Annotated in this window: 23 protein-coding genes; 9 read left to right on the top strand and 14 right to left on the bottom strand. The window is 65.0% G+C overall.

What is annotated here, in order from left to right:
• Window positions 1–33 precede the first annotated feature (33 nt).
• Together ATI53_RS14505 and ATI53_RS14510 are read right to left on the bottom strand one after the other, a co-directional pair.
• A complete protein-coding gene (locus ATI53_RS14505; RefSeq protein WP_009505489.1) occupies window positions 34–846 on the bottom strand; it encodes a ChaN family lipoprotein in 813 nt (270 codons plus the stop codon).
• Window positions 843–1709 carry an RNA polymerase factor sigma-32 gene (locus tag ATI53_RS14510; RefSeq protein WP_009505488.1) on the bottom strand — a complete coding sequence of 289 codons (867 nt, stop codon included), beginning with the start codon at window positions 1707–1709 and terminating at the stop codon, window positions 843–845. Before ATI53_RS14510 ends, ATI53_RS14505 begins: the two co-directional genes overlap by 4 nt.
• A 261-nt stretch (window positions 1710–1970) precedes the next feature.
• Here ATI53_RS14510 and ATI53_RS14515 point away from each other — a divergent pair, with 261 nt between their 5' ends.
• Both ATI53_RS14515 and ATI53_RS14520 read left to right on the top strand, forming a co-directional pair.
• A complete protein-coding gene (locus ATI53_RS14515) occupies window positions 1971–2837 on the top strand; it encodes a glutathione S-transferase (protein WP_111550699.1) in 867 nt (288 codons plus the stop codon).
• Window positions 2838–2945: 108 nt separating this feature from the next.
• Complete coding sequence (locus ATI53_RS14520) at window positions 2946–4460, top strand: YifB family Mg chelatase-like AAA ATPase (RefSeq protein WP_111550700.1); 1515 nt, start codon at window positions 2946–2948, stop codon at window positions 4458–4460.
• Here the strand turns inward: ATI53_RS14520 and ATI53_RS14525 are convergent.
• The 4 genes from ATI53_RS14525 to rsmI all read right to left on the bottom strand — a co-directional run bounded on the left by ATI53_RS14525 (window position 4430) and on the right by rsmI (window position 7672).
• A complete protein-coding gene (locus ATI53_RS14525) occupies window positions 4430–5326 on the bottom strand; it encodes an alpha/beta hydrolase (RefSeq protein ID WP_111550701.1) in 897 nt (298 codons plus the stop codon). The genes ATI53_RS14520 and ATI53_RS14525 overlap by 31 nt on opposite strands.
• Window positions 5323–6258, bottom strand: coding sequence for a glutathione synthase (gshB, locus tag ATI53_RS14530; RefSeq protein ID WP_009505484.1), 936 nt, complete (start codon window positions 6256–6258; stop codon window positions 5323–5325). Before gshB ends, ATI53_RS14525 begins: the two co-directional genes overlap by 4 nt.
• Before the next feature lie 67 nt (window positions 6259–6325).
• A complete protein-coding gene (locus ATI53_RS14535) occupies window positions 6326–6775 on the bottom strand; it encodes a YraN family protein (protein WP_009505483.1) in 450 nt (149 codons plus the stop codon).
• Window positions 6776–6799: 24 nt separating this feature from the next.
• Window positions 6800–7672 carry a 16S rRNA (cytidine(1402)-2'-O)-methyltransferase gene (rsmI, locus tag ATI53_RS14540; protein WP_111550702.1) on the bottom strand — a complete coding sequence of 291 codons (873 nt, stop codon included), beginning with the start codon at window positions 7670–7672 and terminating at the stop codon, window positions 6800–6802.
• An 87-nt stretch (window positions 7673–7759) separates the two neighbouring features.
• Here rsmI and ATI53_RS14545 point away from each other — a divergent pair, with 87 nt between their 5' ends.
• Together ATI53_RS14545 and ATI53_RS14550 are read left to right on the top strand one after the other, a co-directional pair.
• Window positions 7760–8947: a penicillin-binding protein activator gene (locus ATI53_RS14545; protein WP_009505481.1), complete on the top strand. Its 1188-nt coding sequence runs from the start codon at window positions 7760–7762 to the stop codon at window positions 8945–8947.
• Window positions 8948–8954: 7 nt separating this feature from the next.
• Window positions 8955–11717 carry a [protein-PII] uridylyltransferase gene (locus ATI53_RS14550; protein WP_009505480.1) on the top strand — a complete coding sequence of 921 codons (2763 nt, stop codon included), beginning with the start codon at window positions 8955–8957 and terminating at the stop codon, window positions 11715–11717.
• Window positions 11718–11789: 72 nt separating this feature from the next.
• Here ATI53_RS14550 and ATI53_RS14555 read toward each other — a convergent pair whose 3' ends face one another.
• Both ATI53_RS14555 and fsa read right to left on the bottom strand, forming a co-directional pair.
• Complete coding sequence (locus tag ATI53_RS14555) at window positions 11790–12131, bottom strand: hypothetical protein (RefSeq protein ID WP_009505479.1); 342 nt, start codon at window positions 12129–12131, stop codon at window positions 11790–11792.
• 7 nt (window positions 12132–12138) lie between these two features.
• Window positions 12139–12792 (bottom strand): fructose-6-phosphate aldolase, encoded by a 654-nt coding sequence (fsa, locus tag ATI53_RS14560; protein ID WP_009505478.1) that lies wholly within the window; start codon window positions 12790–12792, stop codon window positions 12139–12141.
• Between the two features lie 107 nt (window positions 12793–12899).
• Here fsa and ATI53_RS14565 point away from each other — a divergent pair, with 107 nt between their 5' ends.
• Window positions 12900–15089, top strand: coding sequence for a primosomal protein N' (locus ATI53_RS14565; protein ID WP_111550703.1), 2190 nt, complete (start codon window positions 12900–12902; stop codon window positions 15087–15089).
• 200 nt (window positions 15090–15289) lie between these two features.
• On the opposite strand, the gene ATI53_RS14570 is transcribed toward ATI53_RS14565, so the two are convergent.
• Both ATI53_RS14570 and ATI53_RS14575 read right to left on the bottom strand, forming a co-directional pair.
• Entirely contained in the window at window positions 15290–15649 is a 360-nt protein-coding gene (locus ATI53_RS14570) for a hypothetical protein (protein WP_009505476.1), read from the bottom strand.
• Window positions 15649–17130 (bottom strand): NAD-dependent succinate-semialdehyde dehydrogenase, encoded by a 1482-nt coding sequence (locus ATI53_RS14575; RefSeq protein ID WP_009505475.1) that lies wholly within the window; start codon window positions 17128–17130, stop codon window positions 15649–15651. Before ATI53_RS14575 ends, ATI53_RS14570 begins: the two co-directional genes overlap by 1 nt.
• Before the next feature lie 82 nt (window positions 17131–17212).
• Between ATI53_RS14575 and ATI53_RS14580 the strand changes: the two genes are divergently transcribed.
• A complete protein-coding gene (locus ATI53_RS14580) occupies window positions 17213–18001 on the top strand; it encodes a hormone-sensitive lipase (protein WP_111550704.1) in 789 nt (262 codons plus the stop codon).
• A gap of 18 nt (window positions 18002–18019) precedes the next feature.
• Here the strand turns inward: ATI53_RS14580 and ATI53_RS14585 are convergent, their stop codons facing one another.
• Window positions 18020–19393, bottom strand: a complete 1374-nt coding sequence (locus ATI53_RS14585) for a VPLPA-CTERM sorting domain-containing protein (protein WP_111550705.1) — start codon at window positions 19391–19393, stop codon at window positions 18020–18022.
• A 175-nt stretch (window positions 19394–19568) separates the two neighbouring features.
• On the opposite strand from ATI53_RS14585, the gene ATI53_RS14590 reads away from it, so the two are divergent.
• The 3 genes from ATI53_RS14590 to ATI53_RS14600 all read left to right on the top strand — a co-directional run bounded on the left by ATI53_RS14590 (window position 19569) and on the right by ATI53_RS14600 (window position 24428).
• Window positions 19569–21731, top strand: a complete 2163-nt coding sequence (locus ATI53_RS14590) for an esterase-like activity of phytase family protein (protein WP_111550706.1) — start codon at window positions 19569–19571, stop codon at window positions 21729–21731.
• A 311-nt stretch (window positions 21732–22042) separates the two neighbouring features.
• A complete protein-coding gene (locus tag ATI53_RS14595; protein ID WP_111550707.1) occupies window positions 22043–23134 on the top strand; it encodes a carboxynorspermidine decarboxylase in 1092 nt (363 codons plus the stop codon).
• Between the two features lie 49 nt (window positions 23135–23183).
• Window positions 23184–24428 carry a saccharopine dehydrogenase family protein gene (locus ATI53_RS14600; protein ID WP_111550708.1) on the top strand — a complete coding sequence of 415 codons (1245 nt, stop codon included), beginning with the start codon at window positions 23184–23186 and terminating at the stop codon, window positions 24426–24428.
• 102 nt (window positions 24429–24530) lie between these two features.
• Here the strand turns inward: ATI53_RS14600 and ATI53_RS14605 are convergent, their stop codons facing one another.
• The 3 genes from ATI53_RS14605 to ATI53_RS14615 all read right to left on the bottom strand — a co-directional run bounded on the left by ATI53_RS14605 (window position 24531) and on the right by ATI53_RS14615 (window position 26756).
• A complete protein-coding gene (locus ATI53_RS14605) occupies window positions 24531–25007 on the bottom strand; it encodes an Hsp20 family protein (RefSeq protein WP_009505469.1) in 477 nt (158 codons plus the stop codon).
• Window positions 25008–25164: 157 nt separating this feature from the next.
• Window positions 25165–25908 (bottom strand): trypsin-like serine peptidase, encoded by a 744-nt coding sequence (locus tag ATI53_RS14610; protein ID WP_240778585.1) that lies wholly within the window; start codon window positions 25906–25908, stop codon window positions 25165–25167.
• A gap of 89 nt (window positions 25909–25997) precedes the next feature.
• Window positions 25998–26756, bottom strand: coding sequence for a trypsin-like serine peptidase (locus ATI53_RS14615; RefSeq protein ID WP_223865974.1), 759 nt, complete (start codon window positions 26754–26756; stop codon window positions 25998–26000).
• Window positions 26757–26767: the final 11 nt, after the last annotated feature.

Raw genomic sequence — 26767 nt, forward strand, 5'->3', positions numbered from 1 at the left:
CCTGCCAAGAGTTAGGACGCGCGGCGGGAAAACTCAATCGGCGTCTGGATCGGGTGCGGCGAATGCCGTGCAAGGGTCGTCGCGCTCGACTGCGTCGGTGGTTTCGACAAGATCGAAGGTCCCCTCGGGCGCGCTGTCCGCTTCGCCCTGACCCAGCGCGGCAACGCGGACCTCTGGGGCGGCCATGGCAACAAGCGCTGGCGCGCCCCAGTCGGTGCGGGCGTGGCCATTTCCGGTGATGACCACCACCGGACCGCCGTGGATGGAAAACGCCTCAAGCGCGGTTTCCGCCAGCCGGGCATCGCGCAGCCGCTGGATGTCGACCATCTTCGGCAGCATATCCGCGGGCAGGCTGTCGCAATGGGCGGCCATCTGAAGCTGTTCGCGCGCCGCCTGTATCTGGGGCGGCAGATTCTCGTCCAGGCCGTAAAATCCGGCGGAGGCGCCGAACACCTTGGCCAGCGGGGCATCTCCCACCTCGCGCGCCTCTTCCCGAGGCAGCGCGGCGCCAAAGACGGCGGCGTCGGATGCGGCCTGGAAAATCGGGTAGTACATGGCGAAATCCGGCCAGCCGCTGTCGGCCCATTCCAGCGTTTCCGCAAGCCGGGCCTGATCGGCAAGATCTTCGGGCTGGATCGCCGCCGCTTGCGCGTTGCTCAACATTTCGAACACCAGCGCCACCGGCTTCAGCTCGGCCACAAGCGCCGCCTGGCGGGCGTGATGCGCCGGATTGTCATGGATTTCGCCCAGGAAAATCACCTCGGCACCATCGAAAGCGCCCTCGTCCGCCCAGGCGGAGGGAGCGTAAAGGCCCAGTGTCAGGGCGAAAAGGCAGACCCGCATCATGCGAAGAAGTGTTGCACCTCGCGGCTCTGCGCTTCAAGCGACTTCCGCATCTTGCCGAACGCCGCCGATTCAAGCTGGCGCACACGTTCCTTTGACAGCCCCAGTTCCTGTCCCAGGCTTTCCAGTGTGCGCGTCTCTTCGCGCAACTTGCGCTCGCGCACGATGAACCGCTCGCGTTCGTTCAACGAGGTCAGCGCGGTCACCAGCCATTCGCGAAGCTGCGCATTGTCCAGATCAAGCTCGACCTGCTCGGCGCCATGTTCGCCATCGTCCTCCAGCGTGTCGATCCATTCGCGACCGTCTTCGTCGCTGGACTGCGTCGCGTTCAGCGAGAAATCCGACCCCGACAGCCGTCCGTCCATCATTTCGACGTCGTGCAACGGCACGCCGATCTCTTTCGAGATCGCCGCGTGCAATACATGGCGTTCCAGAGTCTTGCCCTCGGCCGCGGCCTCGCGTTCCAGACGCGCCTGAACCCGGCGCATGTTGAAAAACAGGGATTTTTGCGAAGACGTCGACCCGGTGCGCACCATCGACCAGTTGCGCATCACATAGTCCTGGATGCTCGCCTTGATCCACCAAACCGCATAGGTCGAAAACCGCACGCCGCGATCGGGGTCGAACTTGTCGGCCGCTTTCATCAGGCCAAGGCCCGCTTCCTGAATGAGGTCGCCCATCGGGGCACCGTACCGGCGAAACTTGGACGCCATCGAGATCGCCAGCCGCATATAGGCGGTAATCAGGCGGTGCAGGGCGGCCTCGTCGCGTTCATCGCGCCAGGCGTAGGCCAGTTTCAGTTCGGTTTCGGCGTCGAGAAGCTCGGCTTTCATCGCGCGTCTGGACAGCGTCTGGTCGTTGAACATCACAGGTCTCATGCGCATTCCCCCGTCGGATTGCGGACGGGGTTCCCCGCCTCTTGTGCGTAGTGATACGACCATGAACGCGTGAAACTGGCCACGGGTTTCCTCCGACGAAGATTTTTTCTTCGCCGGGGCGCCGACCGGCTCTTCGGCGGCCCGAGTGCCATCACCGCCCGTGATGACACACCGCACGGGTTGCGCGCTTTCCCCGGTCCGGGAAGCGTGCCAGCATGGTCAGAACTAATCCGACATCAGGAGATTTCCATGGCCGATCGTCTTTATCTTGGCGATTACACCTATTCCAGCTGGTCGATGCGCGGATGGTTGCTGCTGGCACGGTTCGATCTGCCGTTCGCCGTGACCCGTATCAGCTTTGACGACGGTGCGGTGTCCGACCAGCTTCCGGACATCGCGCCGGGGCGGACGGTTCCCTGCCTTGTGACCGATGATGGCGCGGTGATCTGGGACAGCCTTGCCATCGCCGAGGAACTGGCCAGCCGTCACCCCGACGCGGGGCATTGGCCGGCCGACCCGGTCGCGCGCGCCATGGCCCGATCCATGGCGGCCGAAATGCATTCCAGCTTTGGCGGGCTGCGCGACCAATGCCCGATGAACCTGCAAACCGCCTATACGGACTTTCCCGCCTCGGACGCGACGCTGGCGGATGTCGCCCGCATCGACCGGCTCTGGACGCTTGCACGGGATCGGTTCGGGGCGGACGGGCCCTGGCTATTCGGCGCCTATGGCGCGGTCGATGCGTTCTTTGCGCCGGTGGCGGCGCGTATTGCGGGTTATGACCTGCCGGTCAGCGCGGACGCACGCGCCTACGTCGACGCCCATCTGAACGATTTCGGCTTTCGGCGCTGGCGGGCGATGGGTGTCGCGCGACGGGATCACCTGGCGCGATATGATGGCCCCTGGTCGCAACGCGCCTGGCCGGGGCCTGCGCGGCTGGCGGAGCAAGCAATCGACAGCGGCAGGCCCGAAAACGCGGCATGCCCCTATTCGGGCGCGCCCGTCACCCATCTGCTGGAAACCGGCGGACGGGTCTTTGGTTTCTGCAACGCCTTTTGCCGGGACAAGACGGTTGCCGATCCCGAGGCATGGCCTGCTTTCAAGGCATTGCTCTAGCACGGGAAACGCCTGTCGCGGCACGAATGTTTAACTTTTCCGGCATACGTTAACCTTTCCCTAACCACGATCTGACCAGTCTGCCCAGAAGAGCAGGGAACAAGGGCCATGGTCGCACAATCCTATACGGTGGCGTTTCAGGGCGTCGAAGCGTCTCCGGTCGAGGTGCAGTGCGCCGTAACCGTCGGTGTGCCCGCCTTTGCCATCGTCGGCCTGCCCGACAAGGCGGTGTCAGAGGCGCGCGAACGCGTCCGTTCGGCGCTGACGGGGATGGGCATCGCGCTGCCGTCCAAGCGCATCACCGTCAACCTGTCGCCAGCGGATATGCCCAAGGAAGGCTCGCATTTCGATCTGCCCATCGCGCTGGGGCTGCTGGCCGCGCTCGATATTCTGCCGCGCGACGTGGTCGCGGGCTGCATGGCGCTGGGCGAGTTGTCGCTGGACGGCACCCTGGTGCCGGTGCCGGGGGCGCTGCCCGCCGCAATGACCGCGGCGGAAACCGACCGCACCCTGATCTGCCCGCACGGATCCGGCCCCGAGGCCGCATGGGTCGGCACCTGCACCGTCATCGCCGCACGCACGCTGGTCGATCTTGTCCGGCATTTCACCGGTCAGTCGCCCATCCGCCCCGCAACACCGGGCGAACTGACCCGCGACGCCCAGCCCCGCGACCTGCGCGACGTCAAGGGGCAGGAGCGTGCCAAGCGCGCGCTGGAAATCGCGGCGGCGGGGCGGCATCACCTGCTGTTCGTGGGAACGCCGGGGTCGGGCAAGTCGATGTTGGCCGCGCGTCTGCCGGGAATCCTGCCGCCGCTTAGCCCGCAGGAGGCGCTGGAAACCTCGATGATCCATTCGGTCGCGGGGCTGCTGAACGAAGGCGGGATTTCCCGAAACCGCCCGTTTCGCGACCCCCATCACACCGCCTCCATGGCGGCGATCATCGGCGGCGGGCGCAGCGCCAAACCCGGCGAGGCCAGCCTTGCCCACAACGGCGTGCTGTTTCTGGACGAGTTGCCCGAATTTCCCCGCACGGTGCTGGAAACCCTGCGCCAGCCCGTCGAGACCGGGCAGGTCATGGTGTCCCGCGCCAACGCACATCTGGCCTATCCCTGCCGGTTCATGCTGGTCGCCGCGGCAAACCCTTGCAAATGCGGCTATCTCAGCGATCCGGGGCGGGCGTGTTCGCGCGCGCCCGGCTGCGGTGACGACTACATGGGGCGCATTTCCGGCCCGCTGATGGATCGCTTCGACCTGCGGATCGAAGTGCCCCCCGTCGCGTTCATGGACCTTGACCTGCCGCCCTCGGGCGACAGCTCTGCCGAAGTTGCCACCCGCGTCGCCGCCGCCCGGGACATCCAGTCGATGCGCTTTGCCGATCATCCGTCGGTGCGTACCAATGCCGACGCCGAAGGCCGCCTGCTGGACGAAATCACCCGGCTGGATCAGGAAAGCCGGGATTTGCTGCTCCGGGCGGCGGATCGGTTCGGGCTGACGGCGCGCGGGTATCACCGCATTCTGCGCGTGGCGCGCACCATCGCCGATCTGGAAGGCGCAGGTCCAATTCGGCGCGCGCATCTCGCAGAGGCGCTTGGCTACCGGCTGATCTCGGCAAAGGACGCCTGAACAAAGCGGGCCGCCTGGCGCAGGGTCTCGCGGGCCTCCGGGATCCAGCCGTCGAAAACGGGCCAGACATGGGGCGCGTCAGCCAGCGTGACAAGGTCGACACGCGCGCCTTGTGCCCGCAGATGCGCCGCCATACGACGGGAATCATCGGCAAGGATTTCGGTTTCGGAATGGTGAATCATCACTGGCGGACAGTTGGGAAAACGCGCGAACAGCGGCGAAATCCGCGGGTCCGCCGGGTCGGCGCCGTGCAAGATCAGCGCGACAAGTTCGGGCATGCGCGACGCGGGCAGAAACGGGTCGCGGCGCGCATTCGCGGCAAGGCTTTTCCCCGACATCGAAAGGTCGGTCCACGGCGAAAACACCACTGCGGCGGCGGGTGGTTCATCATGGGCGCAACACCGCGCCAGAAGCGCCAGCGCCAGACCGCCGCCTGCCGAATCGCCTGACAAAACGATCTGTGTCGGCGCATAGCCCAGACCTTTCAGGCGCCCCCAGGCCGCAACCGCCGCGTCGAATGCCGCCGGAAATGGCGCCTCCGGCGCAAGCGGATACTTCGGGGCGCAAACCTCGATTGCGGATAATTTCGACAGGCGGCCCATAACGCCCTGATGCGTTGCCGGGCTGCCGGTGATGTAGCCTCCGCCATGGAAATGCAGGATCACCCGGCGCGGGGCGCATCGTCCGGCCGAAATCCAGTGCAGCCCGCCGGGGCGTTCGATCCGTCGCAAAAAGGGCGGCTGGCGCAACAGCACCGCCGCCCTGTCAAGATCCCGCGCTGCCTGAGCCGCACTGAAGGTGCGCCGCAGGCTTGGCTTTGCCAGCAGCCGCAGCCCGAGATTCAGCGCGGCGAGCCGAAAGCTCATCCGCAGCGGGCTTCGACCGCCTGCCAGATCTTTTCGGCCACATTGATCCCGTCGAAGCGTTCAAGCTCCTGTATGCCGGTGGGCGAGGTGACGTTGATTTCGGTCAGCCAGTCGCCGATCACGTCGATCCCGACAAAGACCTGACCCTTTTCGCGCAGAACCGGCCCGATGGCGGCGCAGATCTCGTGATCGCGCGCCGTCAGTTCGACCTTTTCGGGACGTCCGCCCACATGCATGTTGGACCGCACCTCGCCCGCCGCCGGAACGCGGTTGATCGCCCCCACAGGTGCGCCATCGACAAGAATCACGCGCTTGTCGCCCCGCGTCACCGCCGGAAGATATTTCTGCACGATCAATGGCTCGCGCGAAAAACCGGTGAAAAGTTCGTGCAGAGAACTCAGGTTACGGTCGTTTTCGTCAAGCCGGAACACACCGGCACCGCCGTTGCCGTAAAGCGGTTTGAGAATGATGTCGCCGTGCTTTGCCTTGAACGCGCGAATGGTGGAAAGATCGCGCGCGATCGCCGTCGGTGGCGTAAGGTCGGGGAAATTCAGCACCAGCAGCTTTTCAGGCGAATTGCGTACCCAGAACGGATCATTCACCACAAGCGTACCGGGGACCAGCCGTTCAAGCAAATGGGTGGTGGTGATGTAGTGCATGTCGAAAGGCGGATCCTGGCGCAGCCACACCACATCGACGTCCGCCAGATCGAGGTCCTGCATGTCACCCAGCGTTGCGTGGGCGCCCTTAACCCGCTGGACGGTCAGCGACTGCCCGCGCGCCATCACCCGCCCTTCCTGAAACGAAAGCTGGTCGGGCAGGTAGTAGAAAAGTTCGTGCCCGCGCGCCTGTGCTTCTTCTGCAAGGCGGAACGTGCTGTCGGCGTCGATATCGATGGGACCGATCGGGTCCATCTGGAATGCGATCTTCATGGGGACTCCCGCGCTGGCTCCGGCCATACATGGCCCAGAGCTGTGCCGGAGGCAATGCCCGCGCGTATCACAGCGACAGCGCGTTCTCCATGATACGCACCATCCCGCGCTGGTCCATAAGAGCGACGTCGAATCGCATGCCGGTAAGCGAACCCAGCGGACGGGTTCCCGCATACTCTTCGGCAGCCGAGAACAAGCGCAGGATCTGACGCCGCGACAGCCGCTCAAGCGCGCGATCAAAGGTTCGGCTTTTCTTGACCTCGACAAAGACCAGCCCGTCACCATCGGCGAAGATCAGGTCGATTTCGCCACCCTGCCCGCGCCAACGGCTGCGCAGCAGGGGATAGCCGCGCCGTTCGTAATCTTGCGAGACCCGCATTTCCGCCGAGAGACCTGCAAGATGGCCGATCTTGCCGCGGTGGCCGCGGGTTGTGCGCCCGGCCTCATGAGGTCGGGCGGTGATCGGGCGCACCGCAGATGGCGGGGCCGCAAAATCGAATGCAAGCTGCATGGTCATAGCTGATCCTCTTCGATGCGGCCGTCAGCCGTCTGAATCGCGCGCCTTCGCCAGCGCCATCGCGCGTTGGTACACCGGGCGCCGTTTCACCCCAAGCATCCCGGAGACAGCGTCGGCGGCGTCGCGCACCGACATCGTTTCGAGCGCCTCGGTCAGGGATCTGTCTACGTCACTTTCACTAATTTTCTCTAAATTCCCCTTGCCCACCAGCACCACGATCTCGCCCTTGGGTGGATGGGCGTCATAATGGGCGGCCAGCTCTGCAAGGCTGCCGTTGCGGGCCTCCTCGAAGCGTTTGGTCAACTCGCGGCAGACGGTTGCCGGGCGATCGTGGCCCAGTCTGTCGGCTGCATCCGCAAGCATTGCGCCCAGCCGTTTCGGCGATTCGTAAAACACCAACGTCGCCGGCATATCGCGCAGATCTTCCAGCGCGCGGCGGCGGGGGCCGCCGCTGTTGGGCAGAAACCCGGCAAAAAAGAAGCGATCCGTCGGCAGCCCGCCAAGCGTCAGTGCGGTCACCGCCGCCGATACGCCCGGCGCCGTGGTTACAATGTGGCCTTCGTCGCGCGCGGAGCGCGCCAGATCGAAACCCGGATCCGAGATCATCGGGGTGCCCGCTTCGGATGCATAGGCGACGGACCGGCCGGCCGCCAGCGCCTCTAGCAGTTTCGGGCGCATTCGGTCGCCGTTATGGTCGTGATACGGCAGGCAGGGGCGGTCGCCCAGCGCGATGCCGTGGATCTCCATCAGCCGGCGCAGGCTGCGTGTGTCCTCGGCCGCCAGCACATCGGCACCGCGCAGCACATCCAGTGCACGCAGCGTGATGTCGCGCGCATTCCCGATCGGGACCGCCACGAGGTACAGCCCCGGCGCCAATTCGCCTTTGTCAGCAATCATCTCTGGACCCTTCCGCTCCTCGGGCTATCATCGGGCGCAAATACGCACGCAATCGAAACCGTGCAAACCATCGAGGGAGTTTTCGCCATGTTCGCCGTTTTGACCCGCGCCCGCAAGGCGCTCCGAATCGCTGCGCTCGCGGGCGGCGCGACCTTGCTCGCCGCTTGCGACATGCCGATTGCCATGGACAACGGCAGCCGGTCCGCCGGTCCCAGCATCACGCCCGGCGCGCCGGTGCGCGTGGCGCTGCTGGTGCCGCAAAGCGATCCCGGTGCCTCCAGCATCGCGCGCGATCTGGAAAACGCCGCCCGGCTGGCCATTGCCGACCTGGGCGATGCCAATATCGAGCTTGCGGTCTATGATACCGCCGGGTCGCCCGCCACCGCCGCCGCGCAGGCGCAGCGCGCCGTTGACGAGGGGGCCGGGATCATCCTGGGCCCGCTGCGCGGCGAGGTCGCCGTCGAGGCAAGCAAGGTCGTCGCGGACGAAGGCGTCAACATGCTGTCGTTTTCCAACAACGCCGCGATCGCCGGGGGCAACCTGTTCGTGCTTGGCCCGACGTTCAACAATACCGCCGACCGCCTGATGGCCTATGCCCGTCGTCAGGGCCGCAACACCGTCGCGATCCTGCATTCCGACGATGTGCCCGGACAGTTTGGCAGGAACGCGATCCAGCGGGCCGCCGCGCGCACCGGTGTCACCGTCGCCGCCGTTCAATCCTATCCGCTGACGCTGGACGGCGTGACCGGGGCCGCGCAATCCATGGGCCGTGTCGTCAGCGATGCCGGCGCGGATTCGGTGTTCATCACCACCGATGCCACCAACGCCGCGATGCCCGTGCTGTTGCGGACCATGCCCGAAAACGGCCTGAACCCGGCCGAGGTTCAGTATATCGGCCTGACCCGCTGGGACGTGAAGCCGGAACTCTTCAGCCTGCCGGGTGCCGAGGGCGCCTGGTTTACCCTGCCGAACCAGTCGATGCAGGCGAGCTTTGCCCAGCGTTACAGCGCGCGCTACGGCGCCGCGCCGCACCCGCTGGCGGGGCTTGCCTTTGATGGCATTGCCGCCATCGGCGCCCTGGTGGAACAGGGCCGCAAGGACGCCCTGACGCGGGGCGCGCTTACGCAAAGCTCTGGTTTCCAGGGCACGGGCGGTGTATTCCGCCTGAGACCCGACGGCACGAACCAGCGTGGCCTTGCCGTCGCCACCGTGCGCAACAACCAGATGGTGATCCTTGACCCTGCCCCCGCAAGCTTCTCCGGCGCAGGTTTCTGACGGCCCGATGCTTTACCCGATGCCGGACGATCTTGTCGCGCCGGCATCGGACATCTTCGACGTGCCCGGCATCCGCGCCGCGCTGTTGTCGCAGGCCGCCGATGCCGAAACAGAATCCGACGTGCGTGCCATCGCCGTTCGCCTGCTGTCGCAAGCCAGCAAGGACGGGCGCGAGATCATCGCGACCGCCTTTGCCGGGCGCCCCCACGCCGCCTTTCCCACCACCGAAGCCTATGCCTGGCTGACCGATTGCGTGGTGCGGCTGGTCTACGAACTGGTCACCACGCGCCTGCACCCGCAGCGCAAAACCACCGAGGGCGAGCGGCTGACCCTTATGGCCGTGGGGGGATACGGGCGCGGTGAAATGGCGCCGTTTTCCGATGTCGATCTGCTGTTCCTGACACCTTACAAGATCACGCCCTGGGCCGAGAGCGTCATCGAATCGATGCTCTACATCTTCTGGGATCTCAAGCTGAAGGTCGGCCACGCCTCGCGCACGGTAAAGGACTGCATCCGGCTGGGCGGCGATGACTACACCATCCGCACGTCGCTGCTGGAAACCCGCTACCTGACCGGACACGAACCGCTGGCCCGCGAGCTGGAAAAGCGGCTTGAAAGGGATCTGTTCAAGGGCACGGAACGCGCGTTCGTGGCCGCCAAGCTGGAAGAACGCGCGCAGCGGCTGAAAAAGCAGGGTCTGCGCTATGTGGTCGAACCCAACGTCAAGGAAGGCAAGGGCGGGCTGCGCGACCTGCAATCGCTGTACTGGATCACCAAATACATCCATCACACCGACGACGTGCAGCAACTGGTGTCGCTGGGCGTGTTCCGGCGCGAGGAATACACCACCTTCATGCGGGCGGAGGAATTTCTCTGGGCGACCCGCTGCCACCTGCACCTGTGTTCCAGGCGCGCGGTCGAACAGCTGACCTTTGACATGCAGGTCGAGGTGGCCGACGCCATGGGCTATGCCGACCGCGGCGGGCGGCGTGCGGTGGAATGGTTCATGCAGGATTATTTCCGCCACGCCACCGCCGTGGGCGATCTGACACGCATCTTCCTGACGGCGCTGGAAGCCGAGCATCAGAAAGACGCGCCCCTGCTGCAACGCATGTTCAAGCGCCCGCCCAAGGTGCGCGACGGCTACGAGATCGTGCACAACCGGCTGGCCATCATCGACAGCGCCGCCTTTCTGACGGACAAGCTGAACATGCTGCGGATCTTCGAAGAAGGTCTGCGCACCGGGCTTTTGCTGCACCCCGATGCGATGCGGCTGGTCAAGGCCAACCTGCATCTTGTCGACGACGACATGCGCAACAACAAGGAAGCGCGGCGCATCTTCCTTGACCTGCTGCTCAAGCACGGGAACCCGGAACGGTCGCTGCGGCGGATGAACGAGCTGAACATGCTCGGCTCCTTCATCCCCGAATTCGAACCCATCGTGGCGATGATGCAGTTCAACATGTACCACGCCTACACCGTGGACGAACACACCATCCAGTGCATCGCCACCCTGTCTGAAATCGAACATGGCGACCTGATCGAGGAACTGCCCGTCGCCTCGACGATCCTGCGCGAGGGGGTCAACCGCAAGGTCCTGTATATCGCGGTGCTGCTGCACGACATCGGCAAGGGCCGGGACGAGGATCATTCGGTGCTGGGCGCGCAGATCTCGCGCAAGGTGGCTCCGCGTCTGGGTCTGACCAGACCCGAATGCGCCACGGTCGAATGGCTGGTCCGCTATCACTTGCTGATGTCGGACATGGCGCAGAAACGCGACATCGCCGACCCGCGCACCGTGCGCGATTTCGCCAAGGCGGTGCAGACGCGCGAACGGCTCGACCTGCTGACCGTTCTGACGGTTTGCGACATCCGGGGCGTCGGGCCGAACACCTGGAACAACTGGAAGGCCACTTTGCTCAGGGCGCTTTATCGCCAGACCCGGCGCGCGCTTGAGGACGGGATGGAGGCGCTCAACCGCGAAAATCGCGGGGCCGCGGCCAAAAAGACCCTGCGCGAGGCGTTGGCAAGCTGGGATCAGAAAGACCTGCGCACCGAAACCGCGCGCCATTACGACCCTTATTGGCAGGGGCTGCACGTCACCGCGCATGTCACTTTTGCGCATCTTCTCAAGGACATCGGAAACGACGAGATCCGCATCGACATTCATCCCGACGAAGACCGCGACGCCACGCGCGTGTGCTTTGCCCTGTCGGACCATCCCGGCATCTTTGCCCGACTGGCGGGCGCGCTGTCGCTTGTCGGGGCGAATGTCGTGGACGCGCGCACCTTTACGTCAAAGGACGGTTTCGCCACGGCGGTGTTCTGGATTCAGGACATGGACGGCACGCCTTTCGAAGAAAGCCGCCTGCCACGGCTGCGCGACATGATCCGCAAGACGTTGTGGGGCGAGGTCAAGCCGCGCGAGGCGATCCATTCCCGGCTGAGGTTCAAGAAGCGCGAGCGCGCGTTCAGCGTGCCCACCTCGATCACCTTCGACAACGAGGGGTCGGAAATCTATACGATCATCGAGGTCGACACCCGCGACCGTCCGGGCCTGTTGTACGACCTGACACGCACATTGTCCGAAAGCAACGTCTACATCGCCTCGGCGGTTATCGCGACCTATGGCGAACAGGTGGTCGATACCTTCTACGTCAAGGATATGTTCGGGCTGAAGTTCTTTACCCCGTCCAAGCAAAAGACGCTGGAACACCGTCTGCGGGACGCGATCGAGGAAGGCAAGGAGCGCGCGCGCGCCAACGCCTGAAAGCTTCGGCCCGGAGCCCTGACGCCGGGCCGCCACCCTGCAACACGGGCCGGCGGGGTCGCGCGCGATCCGTCAGAGATCGTCTTCAAGCCAGGCAAAGACCGGCCCGGTCACCGTGTGGGGCAGGGCGGCGTCAAGGCAAGATCGCAGCAGCGGCCATTCCTCGGGCAGCTCGCGCAGGGTTTCGCGCAGATCCAGCAGCACGCCCCGCGCGCCGCGCGACAGCAGCCCGTCTGCGTCGCCGGTGCTCAGCGCCTCGTCGAGCATTTCGTCGAACGCCTCTCCGAAATCCTCCGCGGAAGCGCGGTAAAGTTCCTGCTGACAGGTCTGATAGGCAAGGATCAGCGCCCGCTTGTCGATCAGGCTCAGCGCTGCTTCGGCGTGACGTGTGGACCGTGGAAACCCCTTGCCCATATCGCGATCAGACGATCTTGATGCCGGCGCTTTGGGCGTCGGTCAGAAAGGCGGCAAGCCCCTTGTCGGTCAGCACATGGCTGGCCATCGCCTTGATGACGGCGGGCGGGGCGGTGGCGACATCGGCACCGATCTTGGCGCATTCGGACATGTGGTTGGCCGACCGGATCGACGCCGCAAGGATCTGGGTTTCGAACCCGTAATTGTCGTAAATCGTGCGGATGTCTTCGATCAGCTCCATCCCGTCGATGTTCAGATCGTCCAGCCGCCCCACGAAAGGCGAGATGAATGTCGCCCCCGCCTTGGCCGCCAGCAGCGCCTGATTGGCGGAAAAGCACAGTGTCACGTTGACCATGTACCCCTCGGAGGTGAGCGTCCTGCAGGCGCGCAGCCCGTCCAGGGTCAGCGGGACCTTGATGGCGATGTTGGGGGCGATTTCCGCGAGCCTGCGGCCCTCGGTCAGCATCGTGTCGTAATCGGTCGCGACGACCTCGGCCGAAACCGGACCTTCGATCAGGTCGCAGATCTCTTTCGTGACCTCGAAGATATCGCGCCCGGATTTGGCGACAAGCGACGGATTCGTGGTGACGCCATCGACCAGGCCCAGCGCGTTCAGTTCGTGGATCGCGTCCACGTCGGCGGTGTCTACGAAGAATTTCATCTGTTCTGGGCCCCCCGGCCATGCTTGGCATTTTCCTCGTCGTGTCTTACCCCATGCGGGGCCGGGTCGAAAGGCCCCCCGGTGTTGCGCAAACGGAAACCCCTGCCATGGACGCGTTCTTTGAAGAAGGCAGCCTTGTTGCCATTCTGACGACCCAGCCGCTGGACCGGACGCTGGATTACAAGGCCCCGGCGGGTGGCTGTTTTCAGGGGGCTTATGTCGAGGTGCCGCTGGGACCGCGCAAGATCATGGGCGTGGTCTGGGGGCCGGGGAAAGGGGATTTCGACATCTCCAGGGTGCGTTCGGTGAACCGGGTGCTCGACGTAACGCCGATGCAGGGTGAACTGCGCGACTTTCTGTGCCGCGCGGGCGATTACACGCTGACGCCGATGTCGGCAATGCTGCGTCTGGCCACGCGCGCGCCGGGCCTGTCCGAGGCCCCGTCGCTGCGCAAGATCTACCGGCTGGGCATCGGGGAACCCGACCGCATGACCGACCCGCGCCGCCGCGTGCTGGAGGTGCTGCGCGACATGGGCGGGCTGTCGCTGACCTTGGGCGAACTGGCCGAGGCCGCCGGGGTCACATCGTCGGTCATCAAGGGGCTGGTCAAACAAGGGGCCGTGTCCGAAGAAGAAGCGCCCCGCGACACCGCCTTTGCCCGGCTTGACCCCGATTACGGCGGCAAGGCGCTGACCGACGATCAGGAAACCGCAGCGCAGGTGCTGCGCGCCGCCATCGCGAGCGGACGCTACGGCACGACGCTGCTCAAGGGGGTCACGGGATCGGGCAAGACCGAAGTCTATCTCGAAGCGGTCGCGGCCACGCTGCGCAAGGGGCGCCAGGCGCTGGTGCTGCTGCCCGAAATTGCGCTGACGGCGGAATTCCTGACGCGGGTCGAGGCACGGTTCGGCGCACGCCCCGCCGAATGGCATTCCGGCGTGACCATGACCGAACGGCGCCGGGTCTGGAAACAGGTGTCCCAAGGGGGCGCGCAGCTGGTGGTCGGCGCGCGCTCGGCGCTGTTCCTGCCGTTCCGGGATCTGGGACTGACAATTGTGGATGAGGAACACGACACCTCGTACAAGCAGGAAGAAGGCGTGCTGTACAACGCCCGCGACATGGCGGTGCTGCGTGCGTCGATCGGGGCGGGTCAGGTGGTGCTGGCCTCGGCCACGCCGTCGCTGGAAAGCTGGGCAAATGCGGATGCGGGCAAATACCGGCGGCTGAACCTGACATCGCGGTTCGGGGCGTCGGTAATGCCCGAAATGCGTGCCATCGACATGCGCGGGCAGGATCTGCCGTCCAACCGCTGGGTGTCGCCCGCACTGGCGGCGCAGGTACGGGCGCGCCTTGAACAGGGCGAACAGGCGATGCTGTTCATCAACCGGCGCGGCTATGCGCCGGTGACGATCTGTCGGGCCTGCGGCCACCAGGTCGGCTGCCCTCATTGCGACGCGCGCATGGTCGAACACCGCTTCCTGCAGCGCCTGGTCTGCCACCAGTGCGGCGAGACGACACCCAAACCCGCCGCCTGTCCCGAATGCCACGCCGAAGACAAGCTCGCCGCCGTCGGCCCCGGCGTCGAACGCCTGGCCGAAGAGGCCGCCGAGCTGTTCCCCGAGGCCCGGCTGGCGGTGCTGTCATCGGATCTGTTCGGTTCAGCCCGCGCGCTGAAAGACGAAATCGAAAAGATCGCGCGCGGCGGCGCCGACATCATCATCGGCACCCAGCTTGTGGCCAAGGGACACAACTTTCCACTGCTCACGCTGGTGGGGGTGATCGATTCCGACCTCGGTCTGCAAGGTTCGGACCTGCGCGCCGCCGAACGGACGTTTCAACTGATGCGTCAGGTCGCAGGGCGCGCCGGGCGTGCGGAAAAGCCGGGCACCGCCTTGATGCAGACCTATCAACCCGAGCATCCGGTGATCCGGGCGATTCTGTCCGGGGACGAGGAAAACTTCTGGAAGGCCGAGGCAGAGGAGCGCCGTGCCGCCGGAATGCCCCCCTATGGACGGCTCGCGGCGGTGATTCTGTCCTCGACCGAGGCCCAGGAGGCCTTCGATCTGGGCAACGCCATGGCGCGGCAGGACGCCCCGCTGCGCAAGATCGGCGCCCAGATCTACGGACCCGCGCCGGCGCCAATCGCGCGCGTCCGGGGCCGACATCGTGTACGGTTGCTGGTGAAAGCCGCCAAGGGCGTCGCCCTGCAACCGGCCTTGTCCGCCTGGGCTGCCCAGTTCCGCCTGCGCGGCGAATTGCGCATGGCGATCGACATCGACCCGCAGAGCTTTTTCTGACTCTTTGCACGCCACAGATGCGTCCGGCGCTGATTGCCGCCGCGGAGGGGGCGCTGCCCCCGCCCTGGCGGGCCCCCCGGAGTTTATCGGGCAAGATGAAGCCGGGGCGCGGCGCTTGACCTTCATCTTGCCAAATAAACTCCCGCCGGAGGCAGGCCGGTCGTTTCAGGCAAAAGCCGTTTTCCGGAACCGGTGCCAGATCAGGGTTCGCCCAACCAAAGCTTGTATTGCAGCCGCGCGCCAGCGGTGCGGGCTTGGCGCAGCTTTGTCAAAAGCAGGTGGAGCGCGCGGGATGGGTCGCGGTGGTCATCCCAGTTGGCTCCTGGCGCATCGGCGCCAAGGATTTCCCAGTCGGTATCGCGGGGCGGTTCGTGCAGTGTCAGGGCGGCGGCTTCCAGAAGTCTGACCCCAAGGCCGCGCGCAAGCGCGTGGCGCGCGAGGGTTTCGGCATCGCCGGGCGAAAGCCACGGCGATCCCGCGCCCGTCCGGGCGGCCCGTGTCCACGCGCAAAGCGTGGGGAAGGCCGGGGCCGGATCGTCGCCGGGCGCGAGCAGGGACATCAGACGCTGAGGCAGACGTATTTCATTTCGAGGTAATCCTCGATTCCGTGATGCGAGCCTTCGCGGCCAAGGCCGGACTGCTTGACGCCGCCGAACGGCGCCACTTCGGTCGAGATGATGCCGGTGTTGACCCCCACGATACCGTATTCCAGCGCCTCGGCCACCTTGTAGACCCGGCTGAGATCCTTGGCGTAGAAATACGATGCGAGGCCGAAGATGGTATCGTTGGCCAGTTCGATCACGTCGTCTTCGGTTTCGAACTTGAACAGCGGCGCGAGGGGGCCGAAGGTTTCATCTGTCGAAAACAGCATCTCGCGGGTGGCGCCGGTGACGATGGTGGGTTCCATGAAGTTGCCTGGCCCCTGCGGCGTGTCGCCGCCGCCAAGGATCACCTCGGCGCCCTTGGATTTCGCATCGGCGATGTGCTGCTGGACCTTGTCGATGGCCTTGGGGGTGATCAGCGGGCCAAGGTCTGTGCCGTCTTCGAACCCGTCGCCGACCTTCATCGCGGCAACCGCGTCCTTCAGCCTGGCGGCGAAGTCGTCATAGACGCCTGCCTGCACATAGATCCGGTTGGCGCAGACGCAGGTCTGGCCGTTGTTGCGGAACTTGCACATGATGGCACCCTGCACGGCGGCGTCCAGATCGGCATCGTCGAACACGATGAAGGGCGCGTTGCCGCCCAGCTCCATCGAGCATTTCTTTACCTGATCGGCGGCCTGGGCCAGCAGGATACGGCCCACGCCGGTCGAGCCGGTAAAGGTCAGTTTGCGCACCTTGGGGTTTTCGCAGAATTCCTTGCCGACCTCGGATGCGCTGTCAGAGGGCAGCATGTTCAACACGCCCGCCGGGATGCCCGCGCGTTCGGCCAGAACGCAGATCGCCAGCGCCGACAGCGGTGTTTCGGATGCGGGACGCCCGACAAAGCTGCATCCCGCGGCGAGCGCGGGGGCGCATTTGCGGGTGATCATGGCATTGGGAAAGTTCCAGGGCGTGATGGATGCTGCCACGCCGATGGGTTGTTTCATCACCATGATGCGCTTGTCGGCTTGGTGGCCGGGGATGGTTTCGCCGTAGATGCGCTTGGCCTCTTCGGCGAAAAATTCGACGAAGGACGCGCCATAGGCGATTTCGCCTACGGCCTCGGCCAGCGGCTTGCCCATTTCGGCGGTAAGAATGGTCGCAAGATCCTTCTGGTTGGCCATGATCAGGTCGAACCACCTGCGCAGGATCGTGCTGCGCTCCTTGGCGGTCAGTGCCGCCCATTTCTTTTGCGCGATATAGGCGCCGTCGATGGCGCCTGCGATCTGCGCGCGCGACAGGTTGGCGACCCGCGCGATCACGTCGCCGCGTGCCGGGTTGGTCACGTCGAATTCGCCGTCCGCGCCGGTGATCCATTCCCCGTTTACATAAGCCTTGGTTTGCAGCAGGCTGGGATCGTCCAGCAGAGACGGAAGATTGGTTGCAGTCTGATCCAGCATGGCGTTCTCCTCGGGAATTGATTTATGGGCAGGGCAGAGCACCTGTCTCGCACGAAGTCTAGCGCCAACTCGGAGAATTTCCATGGATCTCAGCGACGCCTACGCCAACGGGCCATTCATCGCGCACGCGGACAGCTATCCGCCCCGCTGGGCGGACGCCGCAGCGCGGTTGCGCGCGGACATGGCCGCGGACGGGCGCCTGCGCGAGGGGCTGTCCTACGGGCCGGGCGGGCGCAACCGGTTCGATCTGGTATTGCCGATCGACACGCCGCGGGGGCTGCTTGTGTTTGTGCATGGCGGGTACTGGATGACATTCGGGCGCGCCGACTGGACGCATCTTGCGGGCGGCGCGACGGCGCGGGGCTGGGCGGTGGCGCTACCGTCCTACGATCACTGCCCCGATGTGCGGATCGCCGACATCACGTTGCAGATCGCGATGGCTGTGATGGCGGCGGCGGTCGAGGTGTCCGGCCCGATCCGGCTGGCGGGGCACAGCGCGGGGGGGCATCTGGTGGCGCGAATGCTCGCGCCGGGGATGTTGCCCGAGGCGGTTGCCGGGCGTGTCGATCACGTCATGCCGATCTCGCCGCTGGCCGACCTGCGGCCGCTGTTGCAGACGCAGATGAACCAGACGCTGCGGCTTGATCCGGACGAGGCATGGGCGGAAAGCCCGGTGGCCATGGCGCCGCCGCAGGTGCCGGTCACCGTCTGGGTCGGCGGGGACGAACGCCCTGCCTTTGTCGATCAGGCGCGGTGGCTGTCGCAGGCATGGCGTTGCCCGCTGGTGATCGACGAGGGCCGGCACCATTTCGACGTCATCGACGGCTTGGCCGATGCCGCAAGCCCCATCACCGCCCGCCTGCTGGACTAGGGCGCACCAGCGCAAGGATCAGACCTGGCGGCGCCGCGTCAGGCCCAGTCCGCCAAGGCCAAGGCCCATCAGCCAGATCGCCGCGGGCAGAGGCACTTGCGATGTCAGCCCCGCCAGCTCGGCGGTCGAATAGCTGATTGCGCCGCCTGCATTCTCGAACGTGTAGGTTTCAAAACCGGCCAGCGCGAGGTCAAACACACCGGCATCGCCACCGAATTCCAAAGTCAGCACCCCGCCAAGCCAGGACAGGCTTTCGAACAGATCGTCGGAAAAGGCGAAATACGCTTCGTCGGTGCCATCGCCAGCATCGAACAGGCTGTCGTAGCCGTCGCTGTAGCCGGTTTCAAAGAACGACAGCAGGTCGTCGCCGCCGCCCAGCAGCACGGTGCCGCCGATCACCGACCCCGCGCCAAGGCGCAGGGTATCTGCGCCCATGCCGACGTTGATGGCAGTGCCCTCGGTGCCGCGGATCGCGCCGGTGTTGGTGATGATCTGACTTTGCAGGTTGGGATAAAAATCTTCACCGTGTTCGGTGTAGGTTTCGGTTTCGACAAGGATACCGGTGCCGCCCTGGATCAGACCCGAGTTGTTGATCGTCAGCGCGTCATAGGCGCCGGGAAAGCCATCGCCCGCGTCCGAAAACGGACCGTCGATGTCGATTCCCGCGCCGGATGTCGCGGCGGCGGTGATGCTGCCCGAGTTGATCACCGCGCCGTCGTCGATATCCAGCCCGTCGCCATCCGGCCCGGTGCTTTCGATCACGCCACTGTTGATGACGTGGCCGTTGCGCCCGATCTGCACACCGTCTTCGACCGCGCTGATCGTGCCGGAATTGTACACCATGGCGTCGTCGCCCAACTCGATCCCTTCGTTCAGCACAGTGATGCCGCCCTGGTTGGTGACCGTGCCGTTGTCGCCGCCGGTGATGCCCTTGTCGTCGGAACGGATGGCCGCGCCCGCGTGGTTGACGATGACGGCATGGTCACCCATCTGCACTGCGTCGTCGCCGGTTTCGATGGTGCCGAAGTTGTCCAGCTCCAACCGGTTTCCGACATTGATCGCATCCGCCGTCAGCGCCGAGATGGTGCCGGTGTTGGTGATCGTCGCGTCATTGTCGGATTCGATGGCGCGGTTACCGGCGCTTTCGATGGTGCCGGCATTGGTCAGCGCCATCCGGTCGTCGGTCGCGATTGCGACGTCGCTGCCGCCGTCGACCCGTGCGCCCGTGTCGACGTTTACAATGATGTCATCGTCGCCTGCGCGTGCAACGGGGTCCGAAGGGTCGGTGCTGCAGGTATAGGTGCCCGTGGGCGATTCGGTGCAGGCCATCGCCGCCGGGGCAAAGGACAGCGTGGCAAGTGCGGCTCCGCAAAGCAGGGCGCGGGACATCATGGCAGTCTCCGGTTTTCGGGGTTCACCCCAAACTAAGGCAAGTTTGTGACAGGGCGTTAACGACCGCCCGAATTTATGCGAAACCGGCGCTGTCGCCGGACCGTCACCCAATCGTCGTGGGGATGTTACACGCCGGGATCATGCGCTGCTGCGGACATCATGACAGGGGACATCCATGTACTTCCGCACGATCTGCCTTACCTCGGCGCTTGCGCTGACGGCCTCCGCCGCCAGCGCCGACATGACCTTCAACCGCATCGCGTCGTTCGCGACGCCGCACAACATGGCGGATGGCGAGGACCGCGCCCGCGTCACCTCGGCCGAGATCATCTACGCCACCGAAGACGGCAACACGCTGGTTTACACCGACAGCCCGCTGGGCGTGATCGGGCGCATCGACATCACCGATGCGACGTCGCCCAAGCCGCTGGGCAACATCGACATGGGCGGCGAGCCGACCTCGGTTGCCATTGCCGGCACCACGGCGTTCGTCGGCGTGAACACCTCGGAAAGCTACACCGATCCGTCGGGCAAGCTGGTGGTGCTCGATGCGCTCTCGGGCGACGTGACGGGCGAATGCGATCTGGGCGGGCAGCCCGATTCGGTGGCGCTTGCCAGGGACGGCAGTTTCGTGGTGATCGCCATCGAAAACGAGCGTGACGAAGATGCGGGCGACGGCCGCGTGGGCCAGATGCCGGCGGGCTATGTCACCATCCTCGACGTGGCCGATGGCATGGCGCAATGCGACAGCATGGTGACCGCCGACGTGACGGGCCTTGCAGAGATTGCGCCCGAAGATCCCGAACCCGAATTCGTCGACGTCAACGGGCTGGGCGAAATCGTCCTGACCATGCAGGAAAACAACCACATCGCGGTGTTGTCGAAGTCCGGCGAGGTGTTGTCGCATTTTTCCGCCGGGTCGGTCGACCTTGAGGGCATCGACGCCACCGACGAGCGCGCCGCGCTGGTCTTTGACGAACGCCAGCCGGGCCGCCTGCGCGAGCCGGATTCGGTTCAGTGGATCGACGACGACCATTTCGCCATCGCCAACGAAGGCGACATGGACGGCGGTTCGCGCGGGTTCACCATCTTCGCCAAGGACGGCACGCTGGTCTACGAATCCGGCACCGATTTCGAAACGGCGGTGATTCAGGTCGGCCATTACCCCGACAAACGATCCGACGCCAAAGGCGCCGAACCCGAAGGGCTTGAATTCGCCAGTTTCGACGGCACGCCCTACCTGTTCGTGATGTCCGAACGCGGCTCGGTCGTGGGCGTCTACGACGTCACCGACCCCAGCGCACCCGTGCTGAAGCAGATGCTGCCCTCGGGCATCGCGCCCGAAGGCATCGTGGCGATCCCGTCGCGCGGCCTGCTGGCCACCGCCAACGAAGAAGACCTCGTCGAGGACGGCGGCGTGCGTGCCCATGTCATGGTTTACGACTACGCCGAAGGCGCGGCCAGATACCCGACGCTGACGTCGAAAGGCGCGGATGGACCGATCGGCTGGGGCGCGATCTCGGGCATGGTGGCAGGCGATGACGGCATGATCTACGCCGTCAACGACAGCTTCTACGGCTTCCAGCCGACGATCTTTACCATCGACCCGTCGCACACGCCGGCGCGGATCACCAGGGCGCTGCGCGTCACCCGCGCCGGTGCCCCGGCGCAAAAGCTCGACATGGAAGGCATTACCACAGACGGGCAGGGTGGCTTCTGGATCGCTTCCGAAGGCCGCACCGACCGGCTCGTCCCGCACGCGCTCTATCACGTCGGCAGCAATGGCGAGATCGAAGACGAAATCGCGCTGCCCGCCGAACTGCGCGCCGTCGAAAAGCGCTTTGGTTTCGAAGGCGTCACCATGGTGAACGGCACGCTCTGGATGGCGATCCAGCGCGAATGGGGCGACGATCCCAGAGACCACGTCAAGCTGGTCTCCTACACCCCCGAAACCGGCGAATGGGGCGCCGTGTTGTACGCCAAGGCCGCGCCGGAAAAAGGCTGGACCGGCCTGTCGGAAATCACCGCCCATGGCGATTACGTCTATGTCGTCGAGCGTGACAACCAGATCGGGGCAGAGTCCGTCACCAAAAAGATCTTCCGCATCCCGTTGGCCGAAATGACCCCGGCGGCGCTCGGCGGCATTCTACCCGTGGTGTCCAAGGAAGAGGTCCGCGACCTGATCCCCGACCTCAAGGCGTGGGGCGGCTACGTCGTCGACAAGGTCGAAGGGCTCGCCATCACCGAAGACGGCACCGTCTACGTTTCCACCGACAACGACGGCGTCGATGACAGCTCGGGCGAAACCTTCTTCTGGTCGTTCAAGCTGGACAACTGATCCGGAAAAACGCGGGGCGGGCGCCGAAAACTGCCCGCCCCGATGTCGGAAATCCCGCCTGGCCGCGATGGTCCGACAGCCTCCGGCGGGAGTTTTTCTGGCAAGATGAAGACAAGGCGCCGCGCCCCTCCTTCATCTTGCCGGGTAAACTCCGGGGGGAGCCGAAGGCGGGGGGCAGCGCCCCCCCTCTGCCCTCGCACCCGTTTTTTCCGGTCGATCATTGCGGGGCAGGGCAAGGCGCGCTAAATGGCGGCCCAGCATCGGCCCGGACGATGCATCCCCGTCCCGACCCCAAGCGAGGCCCGACGCGCATGCAGACGCCCTACTACCTGATCGACAAATCCCGCCTTTTGCCGAACATGGAAAAGATCGCCTTTCTGCGCGAGCGTTCCGGCGCCAAGGCGCTGCTGGCGCTCAAGTGCTTTGCCACATGGTCGGTCTTCGACATGATGTCGGACTACATGGACGGCACCACCTCTTCCTCGCTGTTCGAAGTCAAGCTCGGGCGCGAGAAGTTTCCCGGGGAAACCCATGCCTATTCGGTGGCCTGGGCGCCCGGCGAAATCGACGAGGTGCTGGCAAGTTCGGACAAGGTCATCTTCAACACCGCCCAGCAGTTGCGGCGCTTCGAAAAGGTCAGCCGCGGCCACACCCGCGGCCTGCGGGTGAATCCGGGGGTGTCGACCTCGGACTTCGATCTCGCCGACCCGGCGCGGCCGTTCTCGCGCCTTGGCGAACACGCGCCCGAGGATATCGAGCCCGTCGCCGAGCTCATCAACGGTTTCATGTTTCACAACAACTGCGAGAATGCCGATTTCGGCCGTTTCGACGCCATGCTGGGCATGATCGAACAGCGTTTCGGACATCTCATCCGCCGCATGGACTGGATCAGCCTTGGCGGGGGCATTCATTTCACCGGCGAAGATTACCCGTTGGACCGGCTTGCCGAGCGGCTGAAACGCTTTGCGGGCGAGAACGAAGTGCAGGTTTATCTTGAACCCGGCGAGGCTGCGATCACCAAGTCCACCACGCTTGAGGTCAGCGTTCTCGACACGCTTTACAACGGTAAGAACCTTGCCATCGTCGACAGTTCGATCGAGGCGCATATGCTGGATCTGCTGATCTATCGCGAGAGCGCAAAAATGCAGGAAGCGGGTGATCAGGCGTGGATGATCTGCGGCAAATCCTGCCTTGCGGGCGACATCTTCGGCGAATTCCGTTTTCCCAAGGCGCTGAAACCGGGCGACCGGCTCAGCATTCAGGATGCGGCCGGCTACACCATGGTCAAGAAGAACTGGTTCAACGGGGTGCAGATGCCATCCATCGCCATCCGCGAGCTTGATGGCTCGGAACGGCTGGTGAAATCCTTCACCTACGACGATTTCGCGGCGGCCCTGTCGTGATCCGCCTGCGCCCCGACACGGGCGCCTCATCATCAAAGGGAGTTCTGTGTTGAAAAAGAACGTTCTCATCATCGGCGCCGGCGGCGTCGCACAGGTTGTCGCGCATAAATGCGCGCAGCACGCGGACGTGCTGGGCGATCTGCACATCGCCAGCCGCACGGTGGCGAAATGCGACGCGATCATCGCCAGCGTGCGGGCCAAGGGCCATGATTGCGCCTTTTCCGCCCACGCCGTCGATGCCATGCAATCCGCACAGGTGGCCGACCTGATCCGCGAGACGGGGGTCGAGATCGTCATCAACGTCGGCACCGCCTTTGTGAACATGCACGTTCTGGATGCCTGCATCGAAACCGGCACCGCCTATATTGACACCGCGATCCACGAAGAGCCCGACAAGATCTGCGAAACCCCGCCCTGGTACGCCAATTACGAATGGAAACGCCGCGACACCTGCGCGAAAAAGGGTGTGACCGCGATCCTTGGGGCGGGTTTCGATCCGGGCGTAGTGAATGCCTATGCGCGCTATGCCATCGACCAGATGGACGAGGTGAAATCCATCGACATCGTCGATATCAACGCCGGCAGCCACGGCAAATATTTCGCCACCAATTTCGACCCCGAGATCAACTTTCGCGAGTTCACCGGCACCGTCTACTACTGGGAGGACCAGCAGTGGAAGGAAACCGAGATGTTCGCCAGCGGCCACAACTGGGATCTGCCCGTTGTCGGTCCCAGCCAGGCCTACCAGTCGGGCCATGACGAGGTGCACAGCCTTGCCATCAACTATCCGCAGGCCGATGTGCGGTTTTGGATGGGCTTTGGCGATCACTACATCAACGTCTTCACGGTGCTGAAAAACATCGGCCTGCTGTCGGAACAGCCCGTGACGCTGGCCGAAGGCCAACAGGTGGTCCCGCTCAAGCTGGTCAAGGCCTGCCTGCCCGATCCGGCCAGCCTTGCGCCCGATTACACCGGCAAGACCTGCATCGGGGATCTGGTCAAAGGCACGAAGAACGGCGAGGACATCGCGCTGTTCGTCTATAACGTCGCCGACCACAAGGATGCCTACGAAGAGGTCGGCAGCCAGGGGATTTCCTATACCGCCGGCGTGCCTCCGGTTGCTGCCGCGATGCTGGTCGCGACGGGCGAATGGGATTCGAAGTCCATGAAGAACGTCGAAGAGCTGGACCCCAAACCGTTCCTTGCCCTGCTCGACCGGATCGGCCTGCCGACCCGCGTGCTCAAGGGCGGGCTTGGCGGCACCGATATGGCCTGGGCCGACTATACCGGGTGACCAGCGCAACGGGGCGCCGACAAGCGCGGCGCCCCCGCGTTCCGGCGGCACGCAAAAGCCCCGACGAACCGCCGGGGCTTTCGTGGGGGCGTTCGGGACCGATCAGTTGACCGATTGCGCGTCCACCACATCCTTTTCGATCGCCGGGCGATCCGAAGACCGGGCGATTTCGATCCGGCGCGGTTTCAGCGCCTCGGGGATCTCGCGCTGAAGGTCGATGTGCAGCATGCCGTGTTCGTGTACGGCGCCGGTGACCCGGACATGATCGGCAAGGGTGAAGCGGCGTTCGAACGCGCGCGTCGCGATGCCGCGATGCAGAAACGTCTTGCCGTCGTCCTCGTCGGATTTGCGGGCAGACACCACCAGCTGGTGGTCTCGCAGTTCAACCGACAGGTCCGCATCCGCAAAACCGGCGACCGCGATGGAAATTCGATAGGCATCATCGGCGGTCTTTTCGATGTTGTAGGGCGGATAGGTTGCCTGCGACACGTCGCTGGCAAGGGCGCGGTCCATCAGGTCGGCGATCTGGTCGAAACCGACGGTGGCGCGGTAAAGCGGGGCAAGATCAAAGTGACGCATGGGGGGAATCCTCCGTTGAGCGATACCATGTGTGATGCGCCTTCCCAGCACGGGACAGGCGGCTGAAACACCCGCGGGCCCGACCTTTCGGCACCCTAGGTGAACGGAATGTGGGAGTGTCCGGGGCGGGTTTCAAGACCCCGCGCATGCCGCCGGATCACGGCCTGACGAAGCGCGCCGTCAGCCCCGACCGATCACCGCCGCCGACGGTGATGCGGCGCGCCCCGGCGGTGACCTTGGGGCGCGCATCCGCGCGGTTCAGCCGTGCGGACAGGGCCGTGACCTGGGCGGGCAAGGTCGGGCCGTAGGCTTCGCCCTTGCCGTTGATCGACGACACCACCGACAGGATGCGCAACCGCCCGTTTTCACGCACGAAGACAGGCGCGCCCGACGACCCGAAGGTCACGTCGCAGTCGAACCCCAGAATATCGCCCCGGTAAACCTGCGTCAGCGAGCAGTCGCGTTCGCGCGACAGCACCTCGTCACGTCCGCGACCGTAGGAGGCCACCGATAGCCGCGTGCCCGCGCCTGCGGCGGTGTGCACGCGGAAGGGGTCGGCCTCGGCGCTTGACAGGGGCCGGTCGAGTTTCAGCAGTGCGACATCGCCAGCCACCCCTTCGGTGCTGATGGCTGACTGGCCCGCCGCCTTCAGCGCGGCGTAGCTGTCGGGCACCACCCAGGCGACAACCTTGCGCACGGCAATCGCGCCGCCTCGGTGATAGCCTGCGCGAAAGGTCATCCGGGCCGTGTCTTTCGGCGCCCCGCTGGCGCGATCATAGAGGCAATGCGCCGCGGTCAGCACGACGTCGCGTCTGATCAGCGCGCCGCTGCAATAGCTGTCGTCAAAATCCAGCCGCCCGACACCTTCCCAGCCCAAAAGCGCGCCGCGGCTGTCAAGCACGTCGAACACCGTGTCCCGCTGTTGGGCGCGGACAGGGTCCGGGGGGGCCGCAAGCACGGCACAGGCAACGCCGATGCGGGCCAGATATGTCAGGGCCTGATGAATTTTGCCCCCGTTTCCCGGCGCGCGCCGGCATCCAGCGACAGGCGCACCGAATCCTGCGCGAGCTCCTGACGCAGAATGTCGAGCGAATCGTCCAGTTCGGTGCCCAGCGACACCTCGCGCCCCATCGCCTGCGCCTTGGCCGAGATCACCGAAACGATGCGCGGTTCGCCATCGACAAAGTTGAATACCGGCGATCCCGAGCTGCCGAAATCCACACGGCAGGACAACACGAGCATCCGCGATTCCCTGGCCAGCACCTCACACAGCCCCTGAAGCGACGGTGCTTCGGAGCGGTCATGCGCGTAGGACACGACGCTAAGCTCGGCCCCCTTGGTCGGCGCGGGCGCAAGCCGGAACGGCTGAATCGTGGTGTTTCGGATCGGCAGCTGAAGCTCGATCAGGGCAATATCCCGACGCACCCGTTCGGTTTTTTCACTGGCATCAAAGACGTAGTCGGGATGCGCGACAGCGCGGCGCACGCGCCGATAGGCGGCGGCCCGCCCGCTGCGCCAGCCCGCCAGAAACTGGATCTGGTCCACCGGAACCTGCGCTCCGGTCGTCGTGTCATAGAGGCAATGCGCGGCGGTCAGCACCAGATCGGGGGCGATCAGCGCGCCGGTGCAGAACGCCTTTCCGGCCAATTCAAGCCGCCCGACCGCCTCCCAGGCACGTCCGTACTCGCGGCTGCTCATCGAGAACAGGCCGCCATCGGCAAGGGCGGCCATCGGCAGCCACATCGCCATCAAAGATATCC

It is taken from the genome of Salipiger aestuarii, from assembly GCF_003259905.1.
In the GTDB taxonomy this organism is placed as follows: Bacteria; Pseudomonadota; Alphaproteobacteria; order Rhodobacterales; family Rhodobacteraceae; genus Salipiger; species Salipiger aestuarii.

What these genes read in the sequence shown, in the direction of transcription:
- ATI53_RS14505 (WP_009505489.1), bottom strand. Translation starts at nt 846, where the DNA reads ATGATGCGGGTCTGCCTTTTCGCCCTGACACTGGGCCTTTACGCTCCC.
- ATI53_RS14510 (WP_009505488.1), bottom strand. Translation starts at nt 1,709, where the DNA reads ATGTTCAACGACCAGACGCTGTCCAGACGCGCGATGAAAGCCGAGCTT.
- ATI53_RS14515 (WP_111550699.1), top strand. Translation starts at nt 1,971, where the DNA reads ATGGCCGATCGTCTTTATCTTGGCGATTACACCTATTCCAGCTGGTCG.
- ATI53_RS14520 (WP_111550700.1), top strand. Translation starts at nt 2,946, where the DNA reads ATGGTCGCACAATCCTATACGGTGGCGTTTCAGGGCGTCGAAGCGTCT.
- ATI53_RS14525 (WP_111550701.1), bottom strand. Translation starts at nt 5,326, where the DNA reads ATGAGCTTTCGGCTCGCCGCGCTGAATCTCGGGCTGCGGCTGCTGGCA.
- gshB (WP_009505484.1), bottom strand. Translation starts at nt 6,258, where the DNA reads ATGAAGATCGCATTCCAGATGGACCCGATCGGTCCCATCGATATCGAC.
- ATI53_RS14535 (WP_009505483.1), bottom strand. Translation starts at nt 6,775, where the DNA reads ATGACCATGCAGCTTGCATTCGATTTTGCGGCCCCGCCATCTGCGGTG.
- rsmI (WP_111550702.1), bottom strand. Translation starts at nt 7,672, where the DNA reads ATGATTGCTGACAAAGGCGAATTGGCGCCGGGGCTGTACCTCGTGGCG.
- ATI53_RS14545 (WP_009505481.1), top strand. Translation starts at nt 7,760, where the DNA reads ATGTTCGCCGTTTTGACCCGCGCCCGCAAGGCGCTCCGAATCGCTGCG.
- ATI53_RS14550 (WP_009505480.1), top strand. Translation starts at nt 8,955, where the DNA reads ATGCTTTACCCGATGCCGGACGATCTTGTCGCGCCGGCATCGGACATC.
- ATI53_RS14555 (WP_009505479.1), bottom strand. Translation starts at nt 12,131, where the DNA reads ATGGGCAAGGGGTTTCCACGGTCCACACGTCACGCCGAAGCAGCGCTG.
- fsa (WP_009505478.1), bottom strand. Translation starts at nt 12,792, where the DNA reads ATGAAATTCTTCGTAGACACCGCCGACGTGGACGCGATCCACGAACTG.
- ATI53_RS14565 (WP_111550703.1), top strand. Translation starts at nt 12,900, where the DNA reads ATGGACGCGTTCTTTGAAGAAGGCAGCCTTGTTGCCATTCTGACGACC.
- ATI53_RS14570 (WP_009505476.1), bottom strand. Translation starts at nt 15,649, where the DNA reads ATGTCCCTGCTCGCGCCCGGCGACGATCCGGCCCCGGCCTTCCCCACG.
- ATI53_RS14575 (WP_009505475.1), bottom strand. Translation starts at nt 17,130, where the DNA reads ATGCTGGATCAGACTGCAACCAATCTTCCGTCTCTGCTGGACGATCCC.
- ATI53_RS14580 (WP_111550704.1), top strand. Translation starts at nt 17,213, where the DNA reads ATGGATCTCAGCGACGCCTACGCCAACGGGCCATTCATCGCGCACGCG.
- ATI53_RS14585 (WP_111550705.1), bottom strand. Translation starts at nt 19,393, where the DNA reads ATGATGTCCCGCGCCCTGCTTTGCGGAGCCGCACTTGCCACGCTGTCC.
- ATI53_RS14590 (WP_111550706.1), top strand. Translation starts at nt 19,569, where the DNA reads ATGTACTTCCGCACGATCTGCCTTACCTCGGCGCTTGCGCTGACGGCC.
- ATI53_RS14595 (WP_111550707.1), top strand. Translation starts at nt 22,043, where the DNA reads ATGCAGACGCCCTACTACCTGATCGACAAATCCCGCCTTTTGCCGAAC.
- ATI53_RS14605 (WP_009505469.1), bottom strand. Translation starts at nt 25,007, where the DNA reads ATGCGTCACTTTGATCTTGCCCCGCTTTACCGCGCCACCGTCGGTTTC.
- ATI53_RS14615 (WP_223865974.1), bottom strand. Translation starts at nt 26,756, where the DNA reads ATGGCGATGTGGCTGCCGATGGCCGCCCTTGCCGATGGCGGCCTGTTC.